The 24660-nt window shown below is 40.6% G+C and carries 22 protein-coding genes and 1 pseudogene; all 23 read right to left on the reverse strand.

Features of this window, described 5'->3' with window-relative positions; translation table 11 throughout:
- Window positions 1–41 precede the first annotated feature (41 nt).
- Window positions 42–599, reverse strand: a complete 558-nt coding sequence (locus CWI83_RS10685) for an acyltransferase (protein ID WP_126826615.1) — start codon at window positions 597–599, stop codon at window positions 42–44.
- Window positions 600–1548: 949 nt separating this feature from the next.
- Entirely contained in the window at window positions 1549–2514 is a 966-nt protein-coding gene (locus CWI83_RS05045) for a glycosyltransferase (protein WP_157980365.1), read from the reverse strand.
- 754 nt (window positions 2515–3268) lie between these two features.
- Window positions 3269–4696 (reverse strand): lipopolysaccharide biosynthesis protein, encoded by a 1428-nt coding sequence (locus CWI83_RS05050; RefSeq protein ID WP_126826621.1) that lies wholly within the window; start codon window positions 4694–4696, stop codon window positions 3269–3271.
- A gap of 20 nt (window positions 4697–4716) precedes the next feature.
- Window positions 4717–5505, reverse strand: coding sequence for a phosphocholine cytidylyltransferase family protein (locus CWI83_RS05055; RefSeq protein ID WP_241969874.1), 789 nt, complete (start codon window positions 5503–5505; stop codon window positions 4717–4719).
- Window positions 5498–6154, reverse strand: coding sequence for a gamma-glutamyl-gamma-aminobutyrate hydrolase family protein (locus tag CWI83_RS05060; RefSeq protein ID WP_126826624.1), 657 nt, complete (start codon window positions 6152–6154; stop codon window positions 5498–5500). The genes CWI83_RS05055 and CWI83_RS05060 overlap by 8 nt, the downstream gene beginning before the upstream one ends.
- Window positions 6154–9222: a PEP/pyruvate-binding domain-containing protein gene (locus CWI83_RS05065; RefSeq protein ID WP_126826627.1), complete on the reverse strand. Its 3069-nt coding sequence runs from the start codon at window positions 9220–9222 to the stop codon at window positions 6154–6156. Before CWI83_RS05065 ends, CWI83_RS05060 begins: the two co-directional genes overlap by 1 nt.
- Before the next feature lie 118 nt (window positions 9223–9340).
- Window positions 9341–10213, reverse strand: coding sequence for a formyltransferase family protein (locus tag CWI83_RS05070; protein WP_126826630.1), 873 nt, complete (start codon window positions 10211–10213; stop codon window positions 9341–9343).
- Between the two features lie 13 nt (window positions 10214–10226).
- On the reverse strand, window positions 10227–10607 hold the full coding sequence (locus tag CWI83_RS05075; protein WP_126826633.1) for a hypothetical protein: 381 nt from the start codon (window positions 10605–10607) through the stop codon (window positions 10227–10229).
- On the reverse strand, window positions 10600–11802 hold the full coding sequence (locus CWI83_RS05080; protein ID WP_157980366.1) for a CDP-glycerol glycerophosphotransferase family protein: 1203 nt from the start codon (window positions 11800–11802) through the stop codon (window positions 10600–10602). Before CWI83_RS05080 ends, CWI83_RS05075 begins: the two co-directional genes overlap by 8 nt.
- A gap of 124 nt (window positions 11803–11926) precedes the next feature.
- The gene (locus tag CWI83_RS05085; protein WP_126826638.1) at window positions 11927–13048 is read right to left on the reverse strand and encodes a DegT/DnrJ/EryC1/StrS family aminotransferase; all 1122 of its coding nucleotides are present in this window, start codon (window positions 13046–13048) and stop codon (window positions 11927–11929) included.
- Between the two features lie 2 nt (window positions 13049–13050).
- Entirely contained in the window at window positions 13051–13509 is a 459-nt protein-coding gene (locus tag CWI83_RS05090) for an acyltransferase (RefSeq protein WP_126826640.1), read from the reverse strand.
- Window positions 13506–13913 carry a sugar 3,4-ketoisomerase gene (locus tag CWI83_RS05095; protein ID WP_126826643.1) on the reverse strand — a complete coding sequence of 136 codons (408 nt, stop codon included), beginning with the start codon at window positions 13911–13913 and terminating at the stop codon, window positions 13506–13508. Before CWI83_RS05095 ends, CWI83_RS05090 begins: the two co-directional genes overlap by 4 nt.
- On the reverse strand, window positions 13910–14476 hold the full coding sequence (gene rfbC / locus CWI83_RS05100) for a dTDP-4-dehydrorhamnose 3,5-epimerase (RefSeq protein WP_126826645.1): 567 nt from the start codon (window positions 14474–14476) through the stop codon (window positions 13910–13912). Before rfbC ends, CWI83_RS05095 begins: the two co-directional genes overlap by 4 nt.
- 8 nt (window positions 14477–14484) lie before the next feature.
- The gene (gene rfbA, locus CWI83_RS05105) at window positions 14485–15357 is read right to left on the reverse strand and encodes a glucose-1-phosphate thymidylyltransferase RfbA (RefSeq protein WP_126826648.1); all 873 of its coding nucleotides are present in this window, start codon (window positions 15355–15357) and stop codon (window positions 14485–14487) included.
- Between the two features lie 226 nt (window positions 15358–15583).
- Window positions 15584–16144 (reverse strand): acyltransferase, encoded by a 561-nt coding sequence (locus CWI83_RS05110; RefSeq protein ID WP_198677247.1) that lies wholly within the window; start codon window positions 16142–16144, stop codon window positions 15584–15586.
- 77 nt (window positions 16145–16221) lie between these two features.
- Window positions 16222–17190: a glycosyltransferase family 2 protein gene (locus CWI83_RS05115; protein WP_126826652.1), complete on the reverse strand. Its 969-nt coding sequence runs from the start codon at window positions 17188–17190 to the stop codon at window positions 16222–16224.
- Between the two features lie 23 nt (window positions 17191–17213).
- The gene (locus CWI83_RS05120; RefSeq protein WP_126826654.1) at window positions 17214–18350 is read right to left on the reverse strand and encodes a DegT/DnrJ/EryC1/StrS family aminotransferase; all 1137 of its coding nucleotides are present in this window, start codon (window positions 18348–18350) and stop codon (window positions 17214–17216) included.
- A gap of 594 nt (window positions 18351–18944) precedes the next feature.
- Window positions 18945–19028: pseudogene (locus tag CWI83_RS10710) on the reverse strand (hypothetical protein); the annotation flags it as partial.
- A gap of 53 nt (window positions 19029–19081) precedes the next feature.
- Entirely contained in the window at window positions 19082–20146 is a 1065-nt protein-coding gene (gene rfbB, locus CWI83_RS05135) for a dTDP-glucose 4,6-dehydratase (protein WP_126826660.1), read from the reverse strand.
- Between the two features lie 24 nt (window positions 20147–20170).
- Window positions 20171–21208 carry an NAD-dependent epimerase/dehydratase family protein gene (locus CWI83_RS05140; RefSeq protein ID WP_126826663.1) on the reverse strand — a complete coding sequence of 346 codons (1038 nt, stop codon included), beginning with the start codon at window positions 21206–21208 and terminating at the stop codon, window positions 20171–20173.
- A 61-nt stretch (window positions 21209–21269) separates the two neighbouring features.
- Complete coding sequence (gene tviB, locus CWI83_RS05145; protein WP_126826666.1) at window positions 21270–22544, reverse strand: Vi polysaccharide biosynthesis UDP-N-acetylglucosamine C-6 dehydrogenase TviB; 1275 nt, start codon at window positions 22542–22544, stop codon at window positions 21270–21272.
- A gap of 3 nt (window positions 22545–22547) precedes the next feature.
- The gene (locus CWI83_RS05150; RefSeq protein ID WP_198677248.1) at window positions 22548–23693 is read right to left on the reverse strand and encodes a polysaccharide biosynthesis tyrosine autokinase; all 1146 of its coding nucleotides are present in this window, start codon (window positions 23691–23693) and stop codon (window positions 22548–22550) included.
- Window positions 23653–24654: a Wzz/FepE/Etk N-terminal domain-containing protein gene (locus tag CWI83_RS05155; RefSeq protein ID WP_126826672.1), complete on the reverse strand. Its 1002-nt coding sequence runs from the start codon at window positions 24652–24654 to the stop codon at window positions 23653–23655. Before CWI83_RS05155 ends, CWI83_RS05150 begins: the two co-directional genes overlap by 41 nt.
- Window positions 24655–24660: the final 6 nt, after the last annotated feature.

Raw genomic sequence — 24660 nt, forward strand, 5'->3', positions numbered from 1 at the left:
ATTGATTATTGAATTCAAAATCAATAGTAAAAAGTTTGACACTATAGCCTTGTATAGCCAATTATCCTTTCATGTTCTCTAATTTCTTCTTGATTAAACCTAAATTTTATAACTTTGGCTGGATTTCCAGCGACTATCGCATAAGGCGGTACCGATTTGGTAACAACTGAACCTGCGCCAACAATCGCCCCCTTGCCTATTGATACATTTGCCAAAATAATTGAGCCTGCACCTATCCAAGTATCTGAATCGATATTAACAACACCATCATCATGATTCTTGTCTTTACGATAGTCCCTTAATTTAATTCCAATCACCTTGTACTGATGATTTCCACCGTGAATATGAACTCGCGGACCGAACATAACATCATTACCAATCAAAATGCGCCCATGTTTACTTTGAAAACAGCAATTGCGTCCGATGCTTACATTATCTCCAATAAAAATGGTGTCTTCCGTAAAGTGACACCCTTGCCCAATCCAAACATTTGCTCCAACTTTTTGAAATTTTGAAAGCTTGTATTGCTTGATAAAAAAAGACCAAAGGCGGTGAAAGGCATTTAGAATTCTACCTACCACACTATAAATAGTAATCATTGAAAAACCTCACATACATTATCAGACTAACAAATCTCTTATTGCTTAAAGCACATACCCTTGGGAGACGTACCTAGCGCGATACCAAAACCCACAAAAAACAGAAATACAACAGAAGCAATGCAATAAACGTATGTGTAGCTGAGAGAATAATATTTTATACCCATGAATTACAGCTTTAGAACTGTTGTGCCAAAGAGTTTTATTCGAATTACATCTATTGTTAATGTTAAATGTTCTATGAAAATATTATTTTGAAATATGACGCCTTCATAGATACGGTCAATATTTCTTTCATTGATTCTTTTAAAAGACTCAAAGATTTTCAGAATTAATAATATTTCTGGCATATCATTCACAATAGTATGAGACTTTTATGTCTTCGATAAAATAGCAAAGCCCCTTGTTTGATACTTACCCTTATTGTACCTACAATAAAGTTATGATTAGAATTACTACCAGCCCAATCGCCCTCAAATATCGCAAGAGCAAAGTCCAATAGTTCCATAGTCACCCCTGCACGGCATTCCATTACTACTGCTGTGCCCTCACTCTAATTAATCTTCTGTAACTGCTCGAATTTGGTAAGTCTAGAATAAACGACTTGTATGTAAGTTAACTACAAGTTATTCGTTACGAGTAAAGCGCCGAGACTATAATTATAATTTGGAACCATATGTTCAATCTATTTAGCGGCTCAAACTCGATCTTGTTCACTCAAAAACACTAAATTAGATATGGTCTTTTTAAAGCAATATGAAGGTTAGGTCAGAGTAGCCAAATATATTTTATTTTTTATTAAGTTTAAATCAAAAAGTGCATAATTTTTTAATCGCCAACGATAATATCAATTTGCTCAAAATAGCAGTCGTCTTTAATTATTCATTTATCTGACAAATGACTCTTGTCGGAAAAGACCTGTAGCTCCCCTTTTAAATATATTGTGCCCTTATGGGTGGCCATTACTATCAATGTTATACTTATTAGATATCAGAATTCTAATCTTGGTTCCTATTGAATAAAGAAAAATAAGTAAAACATATATATAAGATTCAGGATATAATAATGATTTTTTAAAAAAAACTAAAAGTGTTTCGCTATTTCTTTTTTTTAAAGCTTGGATAATTGCGTTACCGATAAACTTAGATTTTATTTTTCTTGGCGCTAAACAGTAGCGCTCCGCAACTTGACGAACACGTTCATAGTGGACGATCAGATTTCTAGATGTATTATCGTCGTGAATATTTCGAATGAAGGATACATTTGGATCAAAGTCGAACTCACCTCCGTGCGTGACCAACTCATTAAAAACCTTTATACTAAACACCCAGTCATCAGCAATTAAATCTACATCAAACGGTTGGATTTTCTTCAGAAAATCCGCCCTAGCTAGTACCCCCTGGATGAATAGAACAGGGGCTGGGGATGTCAAATACCTGAGGACTTTCTTTGCATCACCGCACCTCATAAGATCGATCGTTTCTGCTGAATGGCAACGCGTGCCAAGATCACCGGATACACAATTAACGCCGTCCGAGTAACTGATTTTGAGCTTTGGGTTAGTCGCAAATTTTTCCAACTGTCGAGAAAATCGGTTCTGCGAGAAATAGTCATCACCGGATAGGAATGCAATAAAGTCCCCATCGGCAAGATTGAGCATCATCAAAAAATTTTTTGCTATCGCTGTTACTCCCTCATGCCTCTTGGCCAAAAACTTTATCGAAACTGGCGAGGTTTTGATAAAGTTTTCAATAACATCAACGGTACCATCTGACGACCCATCGTCAGTTAGTATAATTTCAAGGTTGTAATTATCTGACTGCTGCTCGACAACGCTTTCCAGCGCTCTTTCGATGAACTGAGCCTGATTGAAGGTGAGAATGAGTATACTAATTTTTGATTTATAGAACGGCAATTTATCGATTTCCTGATTTATAGTCTTGAGCGCAGAGGAGTTCCTTTTGAATTTTCACAAATACAACCCGTGAGTTCACTAAGTGTACTGATAAGCGTCCAAAATGTAATGAAGCCTTAATTAAGTTGTTTTTCAAGATAGTTGAAACTATTTTATTATCCAAGCGGCCTGTTTTTGGTCCGGCTTAACCGACGGTTTTTCCGGGTTTAATGTTGTCGGGCCGACAGGTTCTCAGTTGCGAACGTCTCGTTTTCCCCAGCAACTTGGGTTAGTTGTCTTTGCTTTTTCCAAGCGCTGTTTGTGTTTAGCTAATATGACTTCATCTTGTCCAGTATGACTGGTGATGTGGGATTACGAAGCGTAATTTACTGTGCTTATGCTAGTAGTTACACCAGCGCGTGAACTTTTAAGTACCCGTTCAAACGAGCCTCTTCTTGACTTTTAAAGCCCTGAGAAGGCCATTCAGGACGATATTTACACGTTTTGAACAGGGATCCTGAAAACGGATTGTCGTTGCTTACACACAGCCGAATGTGTGATATTGTAACACCAAGTTGATACGCATGGTTTGTGATTTAATCGGGGCGCCATTATCTGAGTGCAGCAGAACACCTGAGTGTAAATGCACTTCTTATGAGCTAGACTTTATTTTTTGTACACTATCAACCTTATTAGCGACTTCGATTTCCATCACTTTCTCGATAATGGCTGTACTCTTATCGGAAACATCAGTCCAAAAATATCAGCCTATGGCTCAAAATCTTGCCATTAAGCGCTTAGTGTAAGATATAAACGTTTCTACTTTCAAAATTAAAAGCATAGCAATATAGATAAGTATACCGATTGTTATTTTTAAAGCCAACTCAATAATAAGACTTTGGTAATCAATAAGACATACGAAAAAGAACATTACCAATGCTGATAAAAAAATCTTCCAAGCAACCTTCAACTGAGATAGCGCTCCGAATCCGAACAATTTACCTGGGTAATAAGCATTAATAAAAAAACTAATCGCATAAGTAATCAATACGGCCCATGCTATAGCATTAATACCGAAAGGCGCGGATATTAAAACTGCTGCGAAAGTTATCGGCAATTTAAATAGATCAACTTTCAAGAACAAATCCGACCTACCAATCGCATTTAATATATTCAAGTTTATGCTACTTATCGGCGTCATCACACGAGCGAAACACAGAATCATTACAACTGGCACTATCGCGCGCCATTCCTCTCCTAATACAATCAAAACGAAAGGTTCAGCTATAGCAGCGAGACCAAACATTGCAGGAAGTGTAATCAACATTGTTACTTCTAGTAACTGCTTGTAGATTCTTACCATTCTCTCTCTATCATCACTTACCGAAGTCATTATCGGATAAGTCACACGCTGTAAGACGCTACTTATAACCCCAGAAGCTCGCTGAGCAAGCTGTGTTGATTGCGTTAAATAGCCTACTTGAGTTGCGTTAAAGTAGCGCCCAGTTAACAACACATATAGATTGTTTACTATTTGAGCTACCAACCCTGCAACGAGTAGTTTAGAACCAAAACCAAAGAGTTGACGCGAGGACTCGATAGAGAATTCAAACTTAGGTATCCATTTACACCGCCACCAAAGGGCAGCAACGTTAACTGAAGACTTTACAATGTTCATCCAAACCAACGACCAATGCTCAAATCCATTTATTGCAAGAGCTATTCCTATTGTAGCTCCCAAAATAGTCGAAATCGAATTCGCTATCGTAATACTTTTAAAGTCTATTTTTATCGATAGCTTAGCAATGGCAACAACGCTAAAAGCATTTATAATCAGGACGAGAAATAAGATTCTCGATATCTCAATGAGTCTTGATTCGCTGTAAAACTCAGCAATTACCGGTGCAAAAAGAAATAAAGAACCATAAAGTACGGTACTTATCGAGAGGTTTATAAAGAATACTGTCGAGAAGTCTTGGCTAGTAGCGTATTTGCTTCTCTGAATCAAAGCTTGTGAAAAACCGCTGTTGATAAGACTTTGAGCTACTGCTACGAAGATAGCGAGCATACCGACTAAGCCGAAACTTTCAGGGCCCAATATTCTTGCCATATAAGCGAGAACAAAAAACATTCCTGCCTGATTGACAAGTGTATCTAACAGCGTCCAAGACATGCCATGGACGGCTTTTTTTCTTAAAGACATTGTTATTGGTACCTTGGCGCTCAGGCACCGCAGTTGAATAAATCGAACATACCCTCTTTTAACGTTTCATTAAAAAAGTTAAGGTCCTCTACAGTGTCTATCTCTAGCCAACCACTCTCAACTGAAACCGCTTTGACCGGCCAACCCAGATTGATAAGGTGTTGTAAAAAGCTAGTGAGGTACATATTGTTGAAATCTTTACCATCGTAATCTGCGTTACGATCCATGCCTTCCCATGTTTTAACGAGCTCTCTTGCTTTATCAGCAGAAACTTTAATTAAGCCCATATATTGTCCTTGAATCTCATCATAGGAATTTGCCTTTTTACCAAGTTCTTTGATGAGATCACCTTCTAACTTCAGGGTTTCTGCGTCATCAAGTGGATTCTCCATGCGTAATGACCACAAGCGCTTCCACTCCTTGTCGATGGTTAAACAAATATCAGCTTTGGCTGCAAGGATAGCATCGAGAATCCGTTGTTCATAAACGATATCACCATAGGTAATTAACACATCAGAACTCCCGTCAAAAAGCTTTTTAGCACACATCAGCGTGCTTACCATATTGGTTATCGCATAATCTGGATTCAAAATTTTTTTAACTCCTTTACGTACAAGCTTATCTTCTTGATAGCCCGCGACAAGAGTGATATCGGTAACTCCTGCAACTTTAAAAGCATCCAACTGATAGTCCACTAGCGATTTACCACATAGCTCAACCATACATTTCGGCTTATCATTCGTGTACGGTCGTAAGCGCGTGCCCTGACCAGCTGCGAGTATAATGACTCTAATTGAGTTACTACCCATTTGATTTCAAATCCTTGTCTTGAAAATTTTCATTCTGAAAGTGAGCTTTAATAAGTGCTAGGTCGCTTGCCTTAAAAGGGTTTTCACGCTCGGGGTGCCACATAATACCGAGCCACCTTTTTTCCTTATGACGAAACGCCTCTACGATATTATCTTCGGTGGTCGCCAACACTTCAAAAGTGTTTGGACAATCAACCCGCAATATCGCTTGATTATGATAAGAATTAACTTCATCAAAATTGTGCTCGCGCGCCCATTGCCCATTCAGTATATGTATTGTCGCAACATGTCCCGAACAATCTCGAAGAAGGCCACCTGAAACATGAAATAAGAATTGCATCCCTCGACAAACACCTAACACAGGAAGATCATGACGGTCTGCGTATAAAAGCGCCTCCTTTTCAATGGCGTCGCGGAAAGGCGCCGAACCAATATCATTACCGCCACTTAAAATTAAGCCGTCTATACCAATTTCAGCCAGAAAACCTGAAACATCAGTTAAATGGCTAGGTAGAACAATTGGTAAGAAACCGATTTGTTCTAGCAGCTCAGTCCACTTCGTATCGAGCGCATCGCGCCACTCTTCTCTTCCGGCGACTTTATCGTACCGTTGACTTATTGCGATAAGCTTTTTGGTAGCTTTAGTCATTAACGCAAAGCTCGCATTACACTGTTTGCGGGATCGAGTTCTATCTCTTGAGCTTGAGAGAGCTGTTTGAACAATTGTTCACCGATGCCAATAGCCGCTGGTAAACCAAATTCAGCAGAACGAATAGCCATGTGGGAATTAGCGCCTCCATACATCGTAATCAACCCAGCAATTCCTTGTCCGAACAACCAATCATAGCCCGGGTCTGCTTGAGGAATAAGCACGACCTTATCTTGAACGTTCACATCATGCTGTTCTGTCCCGTGTAAATGCATACATTCTGCTATAACTCGTGTTGAACCAATAAAATTTGGTACTCCTGCACTAAGCTCAAAAGAATAAAAGTCATCTATACCGGTGAGTAATGGGGGCAACTCACATAATGACGCGAGTTTACGTTGAACAGCATTTTTTCCCGCCTCTGCCTTTAAATGCTCAACTTGTTCACGCTTGCTTAGCGTTGACTCAGATAGCCCGAGCAGGTCATGAATGGACAGATTAGCGCAGTCTTCAACTGTTAAATCAAATTCAGAGGAAATATCACGTAACATATCTAATGCTTCAGAAAGATTTCGGCTGAAAATGAATTTGGCCTTCTCTCGCCCTTCGATAGCATCGCGGAAAAACTGTTCAAACCTTTTGTCGGAGTATTCGAGTCCGAGAGAGCGAAGATTTTCAAAGAATACGGTTCGCTCTTTTGTCCAACAACCGTAATCATCGGTTTGGTGATCACTATCCGCTTTTAATGCTGCATTAACAATTGGGCGAAGGAACTTTTCGGGGTCATCAAAATACGCCGGAGACGTAATATCGTATGTCCCTGGACGCAAATGCCCGTATCTTGCCACAAAGTCAGTCCAGCTCATAACCCCAGTTGCTGTGGCCTTAGCGTCATCGGTTAATTCGTGTGATACCGTTCTGACACTAGCCATAAATGAATCCATGGCAGCTTGAGTCAACCAACCCTCTTTAACCCCTTCTTTCAACAAAGTGGCGGCAACAAAACCACTGCGAGCAAGATGAGCAAAAGGTAAGGTACCAAACAGGCGACATTCATCTAGCAGTATACGTATATTGCGAATAGTTACCTGCATTTTCTGCTGTCTTTGAATTTCAATAGAGCGGCGGCTTTCAATGCGCTCTTGCAATTTTTGAACTTTTAATAAGTATTCATGAGTATGCTCAATCGCGTGGCGCGATACATTGAGCAAACCATGTCTTAATCTATCTACCAATTGTTCGGTCAAGCCACCTTCGTTTACTAAGCGGTGCTCCCAACGATGAAAACTCGGGCCCACACATGTAGGCAATACATCAAACTCTACTTTGTCATGGAGTTTTGGATTTAGTTTCAGATAATTGAGATAAAAGGAGACTAAAGTTTCTGCCTCGTGGTCATTTAAATTAACGGGCAAAAATGAGTTGAAGCTTGCTCTAACGTCCACGAAAGGCTTCCCCGCAAATGAGACCAATAGAGGTTGCGGACGGACATCCCTGTATCCGTACTCGGCACGTTGCGTCGCCCAAGTTTCATCCATAATCAAATATTTATAGAGGCTTTCGGCAAGCTTACCCGGATTCGTGCCGATGATCTCAGCTGGGTTCCAATCCGGCATGACACCATACAAAGGTATTTGACCAGCAATATGGTGGGCAGGTTTTGACAACTTATACCATAAATCTTCAGCGTGTTTTAAAACACCTAAGCATGCACGACTACTTGCTTCAATATCTGACTTTCTGACAGTTATGGGGCGTACCTGCAAAATATGAACAAGATTACCTTTAGTCATAGCAAACTCAATGTCTAGAGAATCAAAACTAAGCAAGTCTTCAATCTCTTTAATCGCTTCAAGCAAAGGCAATAACTCAGGATTTGCAATTTGAGCAGGGCTGGCTCCACGGCGTACGATAAGTGTCTTGTGCTCGTTATTGTTTCCTGCGGTAATACCGTCAGTTGAACCTGTCTCGTCATAGTTTACTACATAGTAAGGCGCACCCTGCTCAAGCGTGCGAGTAAATGCAACACCACTTCGAATTACTCCACTCAACATCGGTTGCACCAATACTTGGTCGTCTGGTTGCTGATTCTGATACGAAGCGATAACTGCTTCTATAGCTGTTTCGAGGCCATTATTAGGATCAACACTCAAAATACTGGTATACGCACCTGCATTTGAATGAGTGAATGAGTCCTCGCTACGAGCACTTGAGCGGACAATTAACGAATGATTTTTAAACTTATCTCGAATACCCGAAATTAATGACGACTTTTCACACTCCCATTGAGACACATCAAAAGAAACTTGATCCTCGATTTGACTTTTCGTAACAATCTGCCGCAAACGAGATAATGTTTCAGCTTTGGTCCCTAACACGAAGCGGACTAAATCGAGATCCTCTCCTACTTCTGCCCAATCACCTTTAATATCTATCGCATCAACACCAAAACCGATAGAGCGCATAAATTCTACTAAGTCTGCAACCGTTGCTTCTTTATAGGTTTGGTGACCATCTTTCAACAACTCGATTAGCTGATTCAAAGCTTTGCCTTTAAGGCAAACAAGACCTACAAAAGTTCCATTTGCTAAGTAGCGAGGCAACTCTCCAGCCCGTTGTAGTTTATTGCCTTGAACAAACACCAGCTCCGGTTTTTTAGTCGTTTTTGAACTTGCGGCCTTAATCTGTGAACTATCCCAAGCTATTGAAATATCCGAGTGTGAATCCTTTAGCGCCTCCACTATTGAGCTTCTGAATAAAGTGTCGCCATAATATATAAATACAGTACAATCTTCCGGTGTCTGAACCTTTTGACTCAATAAACCGAGAGCCGCTGAGTAAGCGCTTCCTGATGTCTCCCACAAATCGTTTACCACCAAGTTTTCACAAATACTTTTAAAATCCCCAGACCTATGACCATATCCGCTAACTAATGTTAACGAGGTTGCATTAACAGCTCTCTTTTGCCAGTTAAATACTGTATCATTAAATACAACTCTCTTTGATGATGATGGCTCTGTTCCTTTATGGGGGGCTCCAGCTGACAACGCAATTGCAATAATTTTCATCTAGAATCCTTCCAAGTGCACGACGTAAAAAGCTGCCGGGCGCAATAATCACATATGTATGATATTTGTTGAATCATTTGCTATAAGGTGAAAATCTTAAAACCAAAAAATCGTAAAATCACTCTGATTGAACGCCAATTAATTTCTCAATAACTTTATCTATCAATAGCTCATGCATAAAAAAGTACATCCGGCCTTGGTTATTATCTTGCTTTATTGATGGCAAAGACGAGAGTTTATTACTGTTAATCGATCCCTGCATCGATATGGTACTAAGCATTTCAATGAGAGTCATAATCCTTAAACAGGGATCATAATAAGTTAGGATAAGATTCTTTATCTGACTTGAGTTCAAGGTATTACGCTTTAGTTTGAGGGAAGGTACACTAAACTCTTTAGTAAAGAGAATATCTCCGGTATCAATACCCTCATTCATATAAAATATACTGTAACCTAAACGACGTCTGACCAGGTAAGACCAAAAGAAACAATCTGCACCCCGAATATCTGGGACTATCCCTGGATGAATATGGATGAATTTAGCACCGGGAATTGCTAATATCTGTGCTGATAAGATACCACCACCGGAAAACAAAAAAGTTCTATTATCTTCATTCTGCAATTTTTGCTTTAAAAATCCGTCATTTATATCTTTACAATAGATATCTTCTAATTCATTTTTTTCATAACTGCGAAAGCAATCTCTCAAATCTGCATTTGTTAACCCGAAATCAGAAAGAAGAGTACGCCTCATATCGTTGAGCTCAGATTCACTGCTCAAAACGTCTTTGGTTTTTTTAATTATTGAAATGCTATATCGAGCGAAGCGCCTACCCAACAAACGGGAAAGAATCTGTCCTTTCCTTCCTCGAGGAGCTTGAACAAGACGAATAATCTTATTCGGCTTAAAGCCATTTTTTAAAAGCAATGATAAATATATTCGAGCCGGTACTGTATCAACAAAAATTAGGGTTAGAGGAAGCACATTCATTATATTTCACCTATTAATCAATCCAGTCATTGATTGCTTCTCTAGCCTGAGCTAGGAGTAGCTCATGTTCTTCTTCACCAATCGCACCTTTCAACTTAATTAAATCTAATAACTTTAGATAGGAGTTTAAGTACTTAAAGTCTGATTCTTCCCAAGCTTTAGTTTTTAAAACGTTAAGCAATATTAGATAGTACTTCAAAGAAATTTCTAGGTCTGATTGTTTCCTCTTTAAGTCTTTGCTGTAAAAGGCGTACACCTTTTTAACTACATCAACTTTTTTACATAGAGCTTCAAGTATGCTTTTATCAATATTAGCCATAGCATCATAGCTTCCCGAAATTGATGTTAAATAACCTTCAACATCAAATGGATCACCAAGGTCTAGCTCATTCATAATTTATTGCCTTCCTATTAGCTAGTGCAGACTTGATGTCATTTATAATTTCTCGCGAGGGACTGTTATTGGAGTAGAATTCAGATGTGTAACTATCAAAATCTTTTTGACAAAATTTTCGGCTTATTTGGGTTGGTTCTAATAGTTCTAAAATGAAGGAAATAACTTCTTCTTCGCTTTCAGCTATCTGGTGGCTCTTAAATGCAATCTTACCGAACTCGTTGAGGAAGTTATCCTCCGATAATTCCGTTTTCTTTAGAAACAAAGCAGGCTTTTCTAGAAAGGCATACTCTACAATAAAAGAGCTACAATCATGAATGAGCGCGTCTGACTCAATGAAAAGTTTTTCATACTCTCCAAGTTCCACTTGCGAGTTATCATTATTTTCCCAATACGAATAGTATTCTTCTGTTTTTCTTTGACCCCAATCTGGATGGTTATAAAGCTTCTCTTTTAGCAGTGGGTGTGGTTTAAATGCCCACTGAATCTCGTTCTTATATCGCGCTGAAATATCTCTAAGTAATTTCCCGAAAATCAGGAACGAAGATAGGCTCTTTGCCGAGTTCTCGATGCTATGATGAGGAGCGTATATAATACGTTTTTTCGTATCACCGACTTTCCTCCAAACTGATCTTTCTAGTTCTCGGTGCGTTCGGGGATGGTCATAGAGCCGCTCTACAGCTGGGTATCCTGACAAACGCCCGTTCTTTCCTTTGCAAGTGGACCACTTAGCGTATTCATCATAAACATACTTATGTGGCCAATATATTCTCCACATAGCGTTGAGCATACGAGTGTTTAGTAGATCGCTTAATTTCCCTGCGTGCTCTGTAGCCATAAAATAATACGGGACATAACAACTTAAATAGTTTTTAAAAGCGCTTTCGTAATACTCTGTCAAAGTTAATTTATATGGATTAGTAAAAAAAATTATGTGTGGAGCTAACTCATCAAGTCTAAGCCACTCGCCATTTGCCTTTCTCGATTTTGAAACCTTATAATTCTTAGATTCAAAGAAATTATAGGTGCTCTCCAATTCAGCCTCTAGTTCAGTAGAGCTAGCTTTAATATTTGGGCATACTAATATTTCGGGATCAAACAAGTCATCGTTCTGCATTCTACGAAACACAGTGTCAACTTTCCAAACGCTTCTATGAATTACTAAGAAAACAACTTTAATTTTTTTTCCAAGCATTAAATCCTTCTGAACACGCAGTAAGCTTCTATCTTGGCTGTACTTATCTAACTTGTATAAGCAATATGCCTGAAGTGGTTTCAGTAAGCGTTTTATACTTTTGGGTATATGCCTCTTCATAATGTCAATTTTTATCGTTCACATGCGCTACTCCATCGCATAAAACCCTTATAACTTTTGAGCATTCTTCTTCCGATAGAACCGGACTTAACGGCAGACTTAAAATTGTTTTATGTATCGACTCAGTAATCGGAAAACTAAGCTTATTAAAATTATTATATGCTTGCTGCAAGTGCGGTGGCTTTGGATAGTGAATTATTGTTTCAATTCCTTTAGATCTCAAATACTCTTGCAACTCAGGCCGATGTTCATATCGAATAGTGAAAAGATGCCATACATGACTTTCTTGGTTTATCAAAAAAGGTACACCCACTAAATCACTTGGGATATTTGACAGATAATAATTCGCCAAATTACGCCGATGGCTAATTTCAACATCTAATCTCTTTAGCTTAACTCGAAGCATAGCTGCCTGAATTTCGTCTAACCGACTATTGACACCTTGGTATAAGTTTTCATATTTCTTGTGACTGCCATAGTTACCGAGTGCTCGAATCGTTTCAGACAGTTCAGAATCGTTAGTAGTTACAACTCCTGCATCACCTAATGCACCAAGATTCTTTCCAGGATAGAAACTAAAGCCGGCGGCATGGCCCCAGCTTCCAGCTTTTCGACCACCGATACTTGCTCCGTGAGCTTGCGCCGCATCTTCTAAAACGAGCAATTCATATTGTTGCGCGAGATTCATAATTTCTGGCATCGGGCATATCTGACCGTATAAGTGAACTGCCAAAATCGCTTTTGTATGCGGCGTTATTGCGGCAGCAGTTTTTCCCGGACACAAATTAAACGTGTTTTCATCCGGCTCGACTAGGACTGGCTTCAAACGATTCTCTGTGATCGCCAATATACTTGCGATATAAGTATTCGCTGGAACAATTACCTCATCGCCGTCTTTTAATTTGCCGAGCTCTTTCCAAGCTCTCAAAGTAATCGTTAAAGCGTCTAATCCGTTCGCAACACCAATACAATGCTTAGTACCACAGTACGCAGCGAATTCTTTCTCGAAAGCCTTAACTTCATTACCTTGTATGTACCAGCCTGAGTCGATGACTCGTGTTGCAGCGGAAACTAGTTCGTCGCGATATTGAGCATTAACTTTCTTCAGATCTAAAAATGGAATCATGCTTATATATACCTTACAATGCGGGCTGGGTTGCCAATAACCACTGCTTTAGGCGGAACGTCCCGTGTAACCACTGCTCCGGCTCCTACCATTGCTTCACTTCCAATCGTTATACCGGGAAGAATAGTCGCATTTGCACCGATACTTGCTTTCTTGCAGACTCTTACACCCGAAAACATTTCGGGATATTGTTTTGATCGAGGATATCTATCATTGGTAAATGATACATTAGGCCCTATAAAAACATCATCTTCAATCAGGGTCCCATCCCACAATTGAACACCAGACTTCACAGTAACTCGATCACCAATTTGTACATCGCCCTCGATCAACGTCTGAGCGCAAATATTACAATTTCTACCTATAACAGCGCCCTTTAAAATTACGACAAACTGCCAAACATTGGTACAATCACCAATAGAACATTCGGCTACGTCTGCTAGAGGATGTATGTAAATCATTGGCTCACCAGACTCATGAATTCATCATAGTTGCGGACGTAGTCCAATTCGTCATAATGTTCGCTGGCTAGAACAAGCAAAACGCAATTTTCACTGAAATCATGCATTTCCCGCCAAACCATGTCCTGGATCATGAGACCTTTTGTAGGTGAATCTAACCATACTTCTTCTCGATGTTTACCGTTATCCAAAACCATGCGACATTTTCCCGCTAAACAGATAGCTATCTGCTTTAATTTTTTGTGTGCATGATAACCTCTACTGACACCTGATTCCGTACGGTAGATGTAATAAACGCGTTTTATATCGAAAGGAACAGCTTTATCTAGACCTATTTCAACTGCAACCAAGCCTCCTCGCTCATCTCCAAGAGTCTGGAAATCAACCCACTGCACCAAGCTCATAAAGAGATATCTCCCTTGGTATATTTATCAGCATTACTAAAAGAATCTGCCTGTTGGTCTTTTAGAGACACTAAAGGTTTCGTTGCATCACCCAGCGGCCATTCGATAGCGAGTTCTTGGTCATTCCAGTTAATCGAACGCTCATATTCAGGCGCATAAATATTGGTACATTTATACTGAAAGTCAGCGGTATCACTTACGACCAAGAAACCATGAGCGAACCCTGGTGGCACCCATAACATTCGATGGTTTTCACTTGAGAGATATTCCCCGACCCATTGGCCAAAAGTTGGTGAGTATTCACGAAGGTCCACAGCTACATCAAAAACTTCCCCCTTTGAGACGCGTACCAATTTCCCTTGCGGTTGTTTTATTTGATAATGTAGACCTCGCAATGTATTTCTTACAGAACGGCTATGGTTATCCTGCACGAAAACACTACTAATGCCCGCCTCACGAAAAACTCTCTCGTTCCATGTCTCCATGAAAAATCCGCGTTCATCACAAAATATCTTTGGCTCGATGATTTTCACGTCTTCAATTCTTGTTTCTATAATTTTCATATCGATATTTATTTGACCGAATGTACAAGTTTTTGAAGATACACCCCATAACTATTTTTTTTCAGACTTTCAGCTAAGTGCGCTAACTTTTCAACGTCGATAAAACCCATACGAAAAGATATTTCCTCCAAACAAGCAATTTTCAATCCTTGCCTTTTTTCTAGCGTTTCAATGAAGCTTGCTGCCTCGTGTAAAGAATCAAACGTCCCAGTATCCAACCACGCAAAACCTCTCCCGAGCAATTCAACATTAAGGTCTCCACGCTCTAAATAGGCTTGGTTTACTGAAGTGATTTCTAATTCTCCTCGCGCTGAGGGTTTTACACTTTTTGCAATTTCTATCACATCGTTGTCGTAAAAATAAAGCCCTGTTACGGCATAGTTTGATTTTGGCTGCTTTGGCTTCTCTTCGATTGAAATAACTTTACGCTTGTCATCAAATTCCACAACCCCAAAGCGCTCGGGATCGTTTACCTGATAACCGAAGACAGTAGCACCAGAACTTCTCTGAACTGCTGTCTGTAACATCTTGCTTAAACCTTGTCCGTAGTAAATATTGTCACCTAAAACTAGGCAAACGGAATCATTTCCAATGAACCTCTCGCCAATTATAAAAGCTTGAGCCAAACCATCTGGACTCTGCTGAGTCGCATAGTTAAGACTTAGTCCCCATTGGGAGCCATCCCCTAACAAGCGCACAAAACCCTCTTGGTCTTCGGGGGAAGTGATGATTAAAATCTCTTGTATACCAGCCAACATCAGCACCGATAATGGATAATAAATCATCGGTTTATCATAAACAGGTAGTAATTGTTTAGAAACTCCACGAGTAATAGGGTAAAGACGCGTGCCTGAACCACCTGCTAATACTATTCCTTTCATTTTAGCTCCAAATATTTGCGTCATGTTAATTCAAGTTAGCTGTCCCGAGTGGGAAGAACAATGACCAATACAAAAGCTGCAACCTTACACTTAAATAGGCCGACAAAACCTTCCACAAATCTTGCAACTGAGAGGATGACCGTATTCTCGGCTCACTTTTTACAGCTTTTGAAATCTGTATTACTTGGTATTTAAAGCACTACGAATTATGTAGTATACTCTTCACTTATCGAATTTCTTTTATTATCAATGCTGGGTTGCCAGCAGCCATTACTCTTGGGGGGATAGATCTATTCAACAAGCTATCAGCAGCGATTAACGAACTGTGCCCAACTCTAACACCTTTCAAAACCGTACTGCCTATACCAATGTAGACATTATCTTCAATCAAGATTGACTCCTGATCAGCTGGATAAAGAATACTCAAGCTGGACTGACTCATGTCTATATGAGTCACAAACCTAGTATACATAGAAATTACGACTTTGTTTCCGATGATTACTCTATCTCTTAAATCAAAAAAGCATTCTCTCCCTATATGGCAATCATCACCAATAGTGAGGTTTTTAAAGTTTTTACAGTTATGAAATACAACTCCCGCCTTTATTTCAGTTCGTTTTCCAATGCTAGCCCCATGTAGTATTAATATTAGCCTTATACTACGGGAGTCTATCGTTTTTAAATAGTTGAGGGCATTTTCTGTTCCGAAAAAAAATCTCCGTAAGCTAAATATTATAGAAGTGAATAACATGAAAGGAAAATATAATCCCTCATGCACTTTCGGCATTACCTTCTTAATATGGCTTCTTATCATTCCCATTGTTTTAAATGTTTTCCTAGATACTCTACAAGGCAAGTTAAAGACTACGAGAAAGGATTATATCCGTTATCTACATATCTGACTTTATTCCAATGTTTAAAGTCATTTTGGGCTTTATAGACAGCAACTAAATTCATCCATTTAATTCGCCCTAAGAATGCAAGGAATAAAGTCTTAATAAATTTTCTATATATCCAATTTCTGCAGAATTTTTTAGCTTTATTTGGTGGCAAGTGAATTACTGCTAACTTTAACGTCGCCATAGTTCCCCAGTACTCGATTTTCGGGGAAGACTTGTCTCCGCCGCACGTAGAAGCACCACCTTTGTGATGAACTTTTGCGGTTGGAGTATAGATAAGCTTATAACCTTCTTTCAAGGCACGGAAAGCATAATCATTTTGTTCTCCATACAGAAAAAAATAATCTGAATACCCTCCGATCGACCGATATAAAGATGATGGAAAAAGCCAAAATATGTCATCTAACATTCCCATTTCACGCTCTTCATCGTATTGACCTAAATCGGGCTCATTCCGATTCGAAATAATAGAAACTTGGTTTAATCCATCTTTAGGATCTTTTTCCTGTCCAATATACTGAAGAGTGTTATCACTGCCAAAGTTATAAACTTTTCCTGAAACGATTGCTTTATCATTATGCCTTTTAGCACACTCCACCAAGTTGGAAATAGCCTCTTTATCCAGTAGAGTGTCATTATTAATTATTAAATAGTAATCTATTAATTCTTCATCACTGCAACTGAGGGCATAATTGATACCTCCAACATAACCAAGATTGCGTTCTAAAAAATGCACATCTAATCGAGAGTCTTCTGGTAGTCTTGCCCTAAGTCCATCTTTAACCTTTACATCGGATCCGTTGTCAACTAAACAAATGTTTATTGACTCAAAATTGGATTTCAATATTGATTGAATACAATTTAAAGTATAATCGAGTTGGTTGTAGTTAATTACAATAACTAACACATTAGAATTACTTTTTTTTGATTTCATCGCTTCTCTTATTTCCAATGTTCCTATAATTCTGACGACACGGCTTGAATTAGTACCTGAGCAACATATTCAACGTCGTCCCTCACCAACCCCATATGCATTGGTAACGACACAACCTCATCGCTAGCAATTCGCGCCTGCGGGCACAGCTTTGAAGATTGACGATATGGATCATAGAGAGTATTGTCTGCGTAATGAACGCCGGGGAATATATCGCTTGCATTCATCTTCTCGAGAACCATATCCCTATTATTCACTCTAACTTGAAATAAATGTTGAGAACATTCGCTGTTTGGAGCCATTTTAACTATAGAAATTCCGTCGACATTTTCGAGAAGTTCTGTATACCAATTTGCAATCGTCCTGCGATAGCCATTATCTTGATCAAGGTATTTCAATCCAACAAGCGCTAGACTTGCCATTATTGAGTTACCGTGGTATTTGTAACCAACTTCCTTGACGTCGTAACGCCATTTATAAGCTCCTTGATTAGACGAACGAGCAAACGTGTCTTTATCAATTCCCAACCAAGATAGAATACGAGCTTGCGAGTCAAATTTTTGCTCTTTAAAACAAATCATACCGGAATCAGCTGTAGGTAAGTTTTTCACCGCTTGGAAGCTAAATACCGAAACGTCAGCATCGAGCCCAATATGCTTTGTGTTGAGCCTAGTACCGGCCATATGAGCTGCATCTAGAATTAGTATAAGATTATGCTCGTGGCACAATTTTCTGATATCTTCGTAACGTCCGACGTTTCCGCCAATTCCAACAAAAATGACCGCTCGTGTCTTCTCGGTGATTCGACTACGGACACTCTCTGGGTCTAAACAGAGATATTCATCAATATCGGCAAACACCGGAGTCAAATTACAGTACTTAATTGCGTGATTGGTAGATACAAATGTAAACGGAGAAGAAATAACTTCGTCACCATCATTCCAATGATACTCTCTTTTGTATATATCTAACGCTAGATGCAAACCTGCCGTGGCAGAGGACAAAAAGTGCGCATGCTCAAAACCCGAGTAGTCTTTCCATCGCTCCTCTATCTCATTAGTTTTAAAACCTAAACCTGTCCAACCCTTCTCTAAACATTCTTTTATTTCGAGCAGGCACTCGTCGACTCTAAAGTTAGGGGTAAATAATTGAATAGTCATTAATTTTCTCCGAAATATGGTGCTTCTTCAAAAGTAACTCCGAGCTTATCCTTAACAGAAAGCTTGATTTGATAGTCTAATGTCGGTCACTTTACTCTAATGGTTTCATCGTTCCGCTTGATTGTATGTTCGTCAGAAGGATAGTAGTATTCTGTGGTTTGATAGTTAACTTCGGCTGTATTGGTCAGAGTCATGAGGTCTTGCTCAGAGCTTTTAGTATCCATAGTTGTCATCTACTTATTTCGGGCAATTCGACCCCAAAACAATTACGATAAATGATTGAATGCATGCTTAAATCTACTGCGACATCAGACATCGAATACAAATCTATAAGCGCAAAATTAGATTTAGACTTGCATGGTTCTTCTTCGATGCAGAAAGCCCTTTCATTGTCATCGAATTGAACTTCCTCAAATTCATTCGGAGTTGATACGTGATATCACAATATAATCGATCCATCAGATTTATCCGCGGATTTCTGGAGCAACCCTGTTGATAGATAAGCATGAAAAATGAACCCCAAACTCCCCCCCAGTGCCCAATAAACGCTAAGAAAATGGAGCAAGTGGTCGGCAACGATGTAATTGGTATGTCTCAGATTCCTGCTAACATAAGTACCGAAATCGGATAATAAATCATTGGTTTATCATAAAATGATGACATTTGTTTAGATGCACCAAAGGTTAATGGCTACAATCTTGAGCCAGTTCCGCTAGCCAATAATATGCCTTTCATATAATTTCCCCTAGACGTTCTCGTTGATAACTACCGTCTTGTACATGCTGGCACCACTCTTGATTTGCTATGTACCATTCAACGGTCTTACGAATTCCCGTTTCAAACGTCTCTTCTGGCGTCCAATTTAATTCATCTTTGATCTTTGTGGCATCAATGGCATAGCGCTGATCATGCCCAGGGCGGTCTATGACGTAGGTAATGAGATCTTCATAGTTGCTCACGCCGCTTGGTTTATTAGGCACTAGTTCTTCTAATAAGCGACAGATAGTGCTTACTACTTCAATATTCTGCTTCTCGTTATGACCACCAATATTATAGGTTTCCCCAACTTTACCTTCGGTAATCACCTTGTAAAGCGCTCGCGCGTGGTCTTCAACAAATAACCAATCGCGTACTTGGTCGCCCTTGCCATAAACCGGCAACGATTTGCCATCAAGCGCGTTAAGTATCATTAACGGAATTAGTTTCTCTGGGAAGTGATATGGACCATAGTTATTTGAACAGTTAGTCACCAAAGTCGGTAAGCCGTAGGTACGCTGCCATGCTCTTACCAAATGGTCAGAACTCGCTTTGCTCGCAGAATAAGGAGAGCTCGGTGCGTATGCTGTGGTTTCAGTAAAAAGAGCATCAGTGTCATCAAGGTCGCCGTAGACTTCATCTGTAGAAATATGATGAAAACGGAAGTTAGCTTTCCTATTTTCACCGAGTTGCACCCAGTATTTACGCGCGACTTCAAGCAACGTGTAGGTACCGATAATGTTCGTTTCTATAAATGCTGCGGGGCCATCAATCGAGCGATCTACATGACTCTCTGCTGCGAGGTGCATAACTGCATCAGGTTGGTGTTCGGTGAATATCCGTTCGAGTGCTGCAGAATCGCAGATATCCACTCGTTCAAACACGTAACGCTCAGAGTTTGCAACAGCCTTCAGGCTTTCAAGATTTCCGGCGTAGGTCAATTTATCGACGTTTACTACCGAGTCAGTTGTATTGTAAATAATATGGCGTATAACCGCAGAGCCAATAAACCCTGCACCACCTGTAATTAAAATCTTCATAGTTATCCGTTACTAATGACTTGATTAGGTTATATTTTTGACGTACCACGGCATGGCTTCATAAATACCTTGAACAATACGATGTGTCGGTGCAAAACCAAGCATATTTTTTGCTTTAGAAATATCAGCCTGCGAATGGCGTACATCACCAGGTCGAAAATCTCTATAAACAGGTTCTTGGTTATAATGAACATCATTTTCTTTAAGTGCTTCTTTAATACCTACAAATAGTTCATTCAGTGTAGTGCGGTCACCCAAAGCCATGTTGTAAATTTCGTCTTTAGCTTCGTCACCAGCGGTCGCAGCTAGAATATTGAGCTGCACTGCATTTGCAACAAATGAAAAGTCTCGGCTAGTTTCGCCATCACCGTTAATAAATACCGGCTCACCTTTGATCATAGCTGCTGTCCACTTCGGAATAACCGCTGCATAAGCACCATCTGGATTCTGACGAGGACCAAAAACATTAAAGTAACGCAGACCAATAGTTATAAAGCCATAAACCCGCGCAAAAACACTCGCATAAAGCTCATTCACATACTTGGTGACTGCATAGGGCGATAATGGGTTACCAATATTGTTTTCAACTTTAGGCAGCGCTGGGTGGTCACCATAAGTCGAACTGCTCGCTGCGTAGGTAAAACTATCTACATCAGCCTCTTTAGCAGCAACAAGCATATTCAAAAAACCATCGATATTGCTTTTATTGGTGTTGATAGGGTCATCAATTGAGCGGGGAACAGAACCCAACGCAGCTTGGTGCAAGACATAGTTAACATCACCGGCTTTCGCATGTTTCATCACGGCTTTGCAGGTATCTAGGTCACAAATGTCACCTTCAACGAACTGGAAGCGCTGCCATTGGGCTTCGGTAACGCTGCCTTGCACTTCATCTAGGTTGTGCTGAAAGCCGGTAGAGAAGTTATCAAGGCCGATCACGTGCTGGTCGAGTTTCAATAAGGTTTCGAGCAAATTAGAGCCAATAAAGCCTGCTACGCCGGTGACAAGCCATACTTTTGGCGATGACTTTATTTGAGTCTTTATTTCATCGTATTTAGTCATATAAATCTTATATGGTTTCACTTGAATGCTTTATGGAATAAAAGGTGTCATTTGACGCCCTCTAGAGTCGGATATCGACAATGCCAGCATCAACTATGTATTTTAGGTCATAAATCACATGCTCACTCTTCGCGAGTGCTTTTATGCCATTAATGCCCATTTGTTTGAACTTGTTGTGCGCTACGGCCACAACAACGCCGTCGTAAGAACCTTCTGTTAGTTCCGCAACAGGCGTTACACTGTATTCGTGTTGCGCCTCTTCGGTGTCGACCCAAGGATCGTATACATCCACTTCGATACCGTAGTCTTTCAGTTCGGTAATGATATCTACCACTTTGGTATTGCGGATGTCAGGACAGTTCTCTTTGAACGTTAAACCCATAATAAGTACGCGGGCACCTTTTACCGTGATGCCCTTTTGCAACAAGGCTTTGACGAACTCTGACGCTACGTAGCGACTCATATTGTCGTTGATGCGACGGCCTGCAAGAATCATTTCTGGGTGGTAGCCTATCGACTCAGCTTTGTGGGTCAGGTAGTACGGGTCGACGCCAATGCAATGGCCGCCAACAAGGCCTGGGCGGAACGGTAAGAAGTTCCATTTGGTGCCAGCGGCTCTCAAAACGGCTTCAGTATCGATGCCCATGCGATTGAAGATCATCGCTAGTTCGTTAATTAAGGCTATGTTCACATCACGCTGGGTGTTTTCAATAACTTTGGCGGCTTCGGCGACTTTAATGCTTTCAGCTTTATGGGTACCCGCAGTAATGATAGACCCATAGAGACTGTCAACAAAATCGGCAACTTCTGGTGTTGAACCTGAGGTGACTTTTAAAATGGTGGTCACACGATGTTCTTTGTCACCTGGATTTATCCGCTCTGGGCTATAACCACAATAGAAGTCCTCATTAAATTTTAAGCCTGATACCTTCTCAAGTACTGGCACACAGTCTTCTTCGGTTGCACCTGGGTAGACGGTGGATTCGTAAATGACAATGTCGCTCTTTGTCAGGGTTTTGCCGATGGTTTCCGATGCCTTTATGAGGGGTGTTAGGTCGGGTTGCTTGAATTTGTTGATGGGCGTTGGCACGGTAACGATATAAATGTTGACCGCTTGCAGATCTTGTACGTCTGCACTGTAGCTAAGCTTATCGGCCTTTGCCAGTTCTTCTGATTCGACTTCGAGAGTGTGGTCGTGACCACCTTTGAGTTCTTTGACGCGTTTTTGATTGATGTCGAAGCCGATGGTTGGGTATTTTTTACCGAACTCGACAGCTAAGGGTAATCCAACGTAGCCTAGCCCAATAACTGCAATCTTGATATTATTTAAATCCATTTTTTACTGCTCCGATTTGTAAGAATAGCCATAATGATACCCATAGCCATACCCGTAATACCCACTCGCCCGGCGCTGAACACCATTCAAAATCACTCCGCGAACATCCACTCCATTCTGCGCAAAGCACTTCACCGTGGCTTCAACTTCTTTTGCTGGGGTCTGCCCAAAGCGTGCGACTAATAGTGACGTACCGGCATAACGACCTACAATCGCTGCGTCAGTTACCGCAAGAATAGGCGGGGTATCGATGAGTACATAATCGTAATGCTTGTTTAACTCATCTAAAAGCGCTGACATCTTCGATTGCATTAATAGCTCCGATGGGTTCGGCGCTGCGGTGCCTCGCGGAATAAAGTCGAGGTTCGTAACTTTGGTCTGCTGAATAAGTTTGTTTACACCGTCTTCATTGTTCTCAGCATTTTTATCGGCTAAGAAATCAGACAAGCCGTATTTGTTATTTCCGCCTAACTGAATATGCATATAACCACGGCGAATATCGCCATCAACCACCACTACTTTCTGTCCTGCTTGGGCAAGCACAGCGGCAAAGTTTGCAGTTACGAAGCTCTTACCTACAGCTGGTGCAGGGCCTGAAACCATAATGGTTTTGTTTTGTGCTTCGAGCATGGCGAAGTGCAAACTGGTTCGTAAGCCACGCAGGGCTTCAATCGCAAGATCAGCTGGGTCTTCGATGGCCAAAAATGGTAGTTTCACTTCAATATTGGGGTTGCGTGCCATACGCAATAGCGACTTAGTCGATTTTTCGTTCATCGATTGCTGCAATGGCGACTCGGGTACTGACGCATACACGTTAATACCGAGTTCTTCGATTTGCTCGGCCGGCTCTACCCCACGGTTAAAGGCGGCCATCACAAATACATAACCTACGCTCGCCATGCCACCGAGCATGGTGGCTAACACCACAATCAATGCTTTTTTCGGTGCGACTGGGATGGGGTTGGTGACGGCTTCGTCCAAAATGCGTACATTCCCCACTGTACCGGCTTTTAGAACATTCAGCTCTTGCATGCGGTTCAACAGCTGTACGTAAATTTCTTGGCTGACTTCAACATCTCGGGCTAAGCGCAATACTTCTTGTTGGGTTTCAAGTAGGGTACTGACCTGGGCGTTGATTTGCTTTATCACTAGCCTCAGACTTAAACGCCTGTCGAACCAACACAAGTCCAATCCCAAGCATGCCACCAAGCATGGTTCCTAAAATACAAATCAGTGAACGTTTAGGACTAGATTTCTCCTCTGGTACAACCGCGGGATCGATTGTCTCAAAAATATATTCAGGTCGAACATTCGTCAGCATCAACGTTTGTGTTTGCTTCTCGATCAACTGGTAAAACACCTGCTGCATATTACTTAGGTTAGTATTTTTTAACTCGTTGTTCAAATAGCTCAAGCTATTTTGCGCATCGACCACATCCCGTTCACGCATCGTTATATTTATTTCTTCAACCAATAATTCGACTAGTTGCTGAGCGAAATCTGGCGACTGGTGTTCAACACTTAAGGTCACTAACCCTGTATCTTTTTCTTGAGAAGCTGTCAGCATTTCTTTAATTCTACCAACGTACACCCAACTCGAAGGCTTCTGCTTCTGCTGCTGCGGTGGACTCACCTCACGCACCCAAGTATCGGTTTTAACATCATAAATCTCTTCATCAAACACAATCCCTGTCTCTGGGCTCCAAGATTTCACCGCCATAATTTGCGGTAATAATTGATGCTTTTCGACAAACTCAGTTAAAAACACTCGCGATTGCAGAAGCTCGAGTGCGATGGTGGTTTTATTCGCCTCACCGCCTCCAAGGTTTATTCCTGCAAGCCCTGCAAGACCACCAAATTGCCCTGCAATAGCGGATAAACCACCACCACTACTTTCTTCTGTAGGCGCAAGTAGCGCTTCGGCCTTATAGATATTGGGTAAACTTAATGAATAAATCACTGAGCCCACTGCAAATACGAACGTTATGGCAATAATCGTCCACTTACCGCGCCAAAGTGTGGCGAATAGCTCACGCAAGTCTATTTCATCATCTTGAGGCTGAAATGGCGTTAAGTCTTGATTCATATGTGCTAACCCTTTGTTATTCATCTCGCC

Origin of the sequence: Pseudidiomarina taiwanensis (assembly GCF_003987435.1) — a bacterium.
Lineage (GTDB): Bacteria > Pseudomonadota > Gammaproteobacteria > Enterobacterales > Alteromonadaceae > Pseudidiomarina > Pseudidiomarina taiwanensis.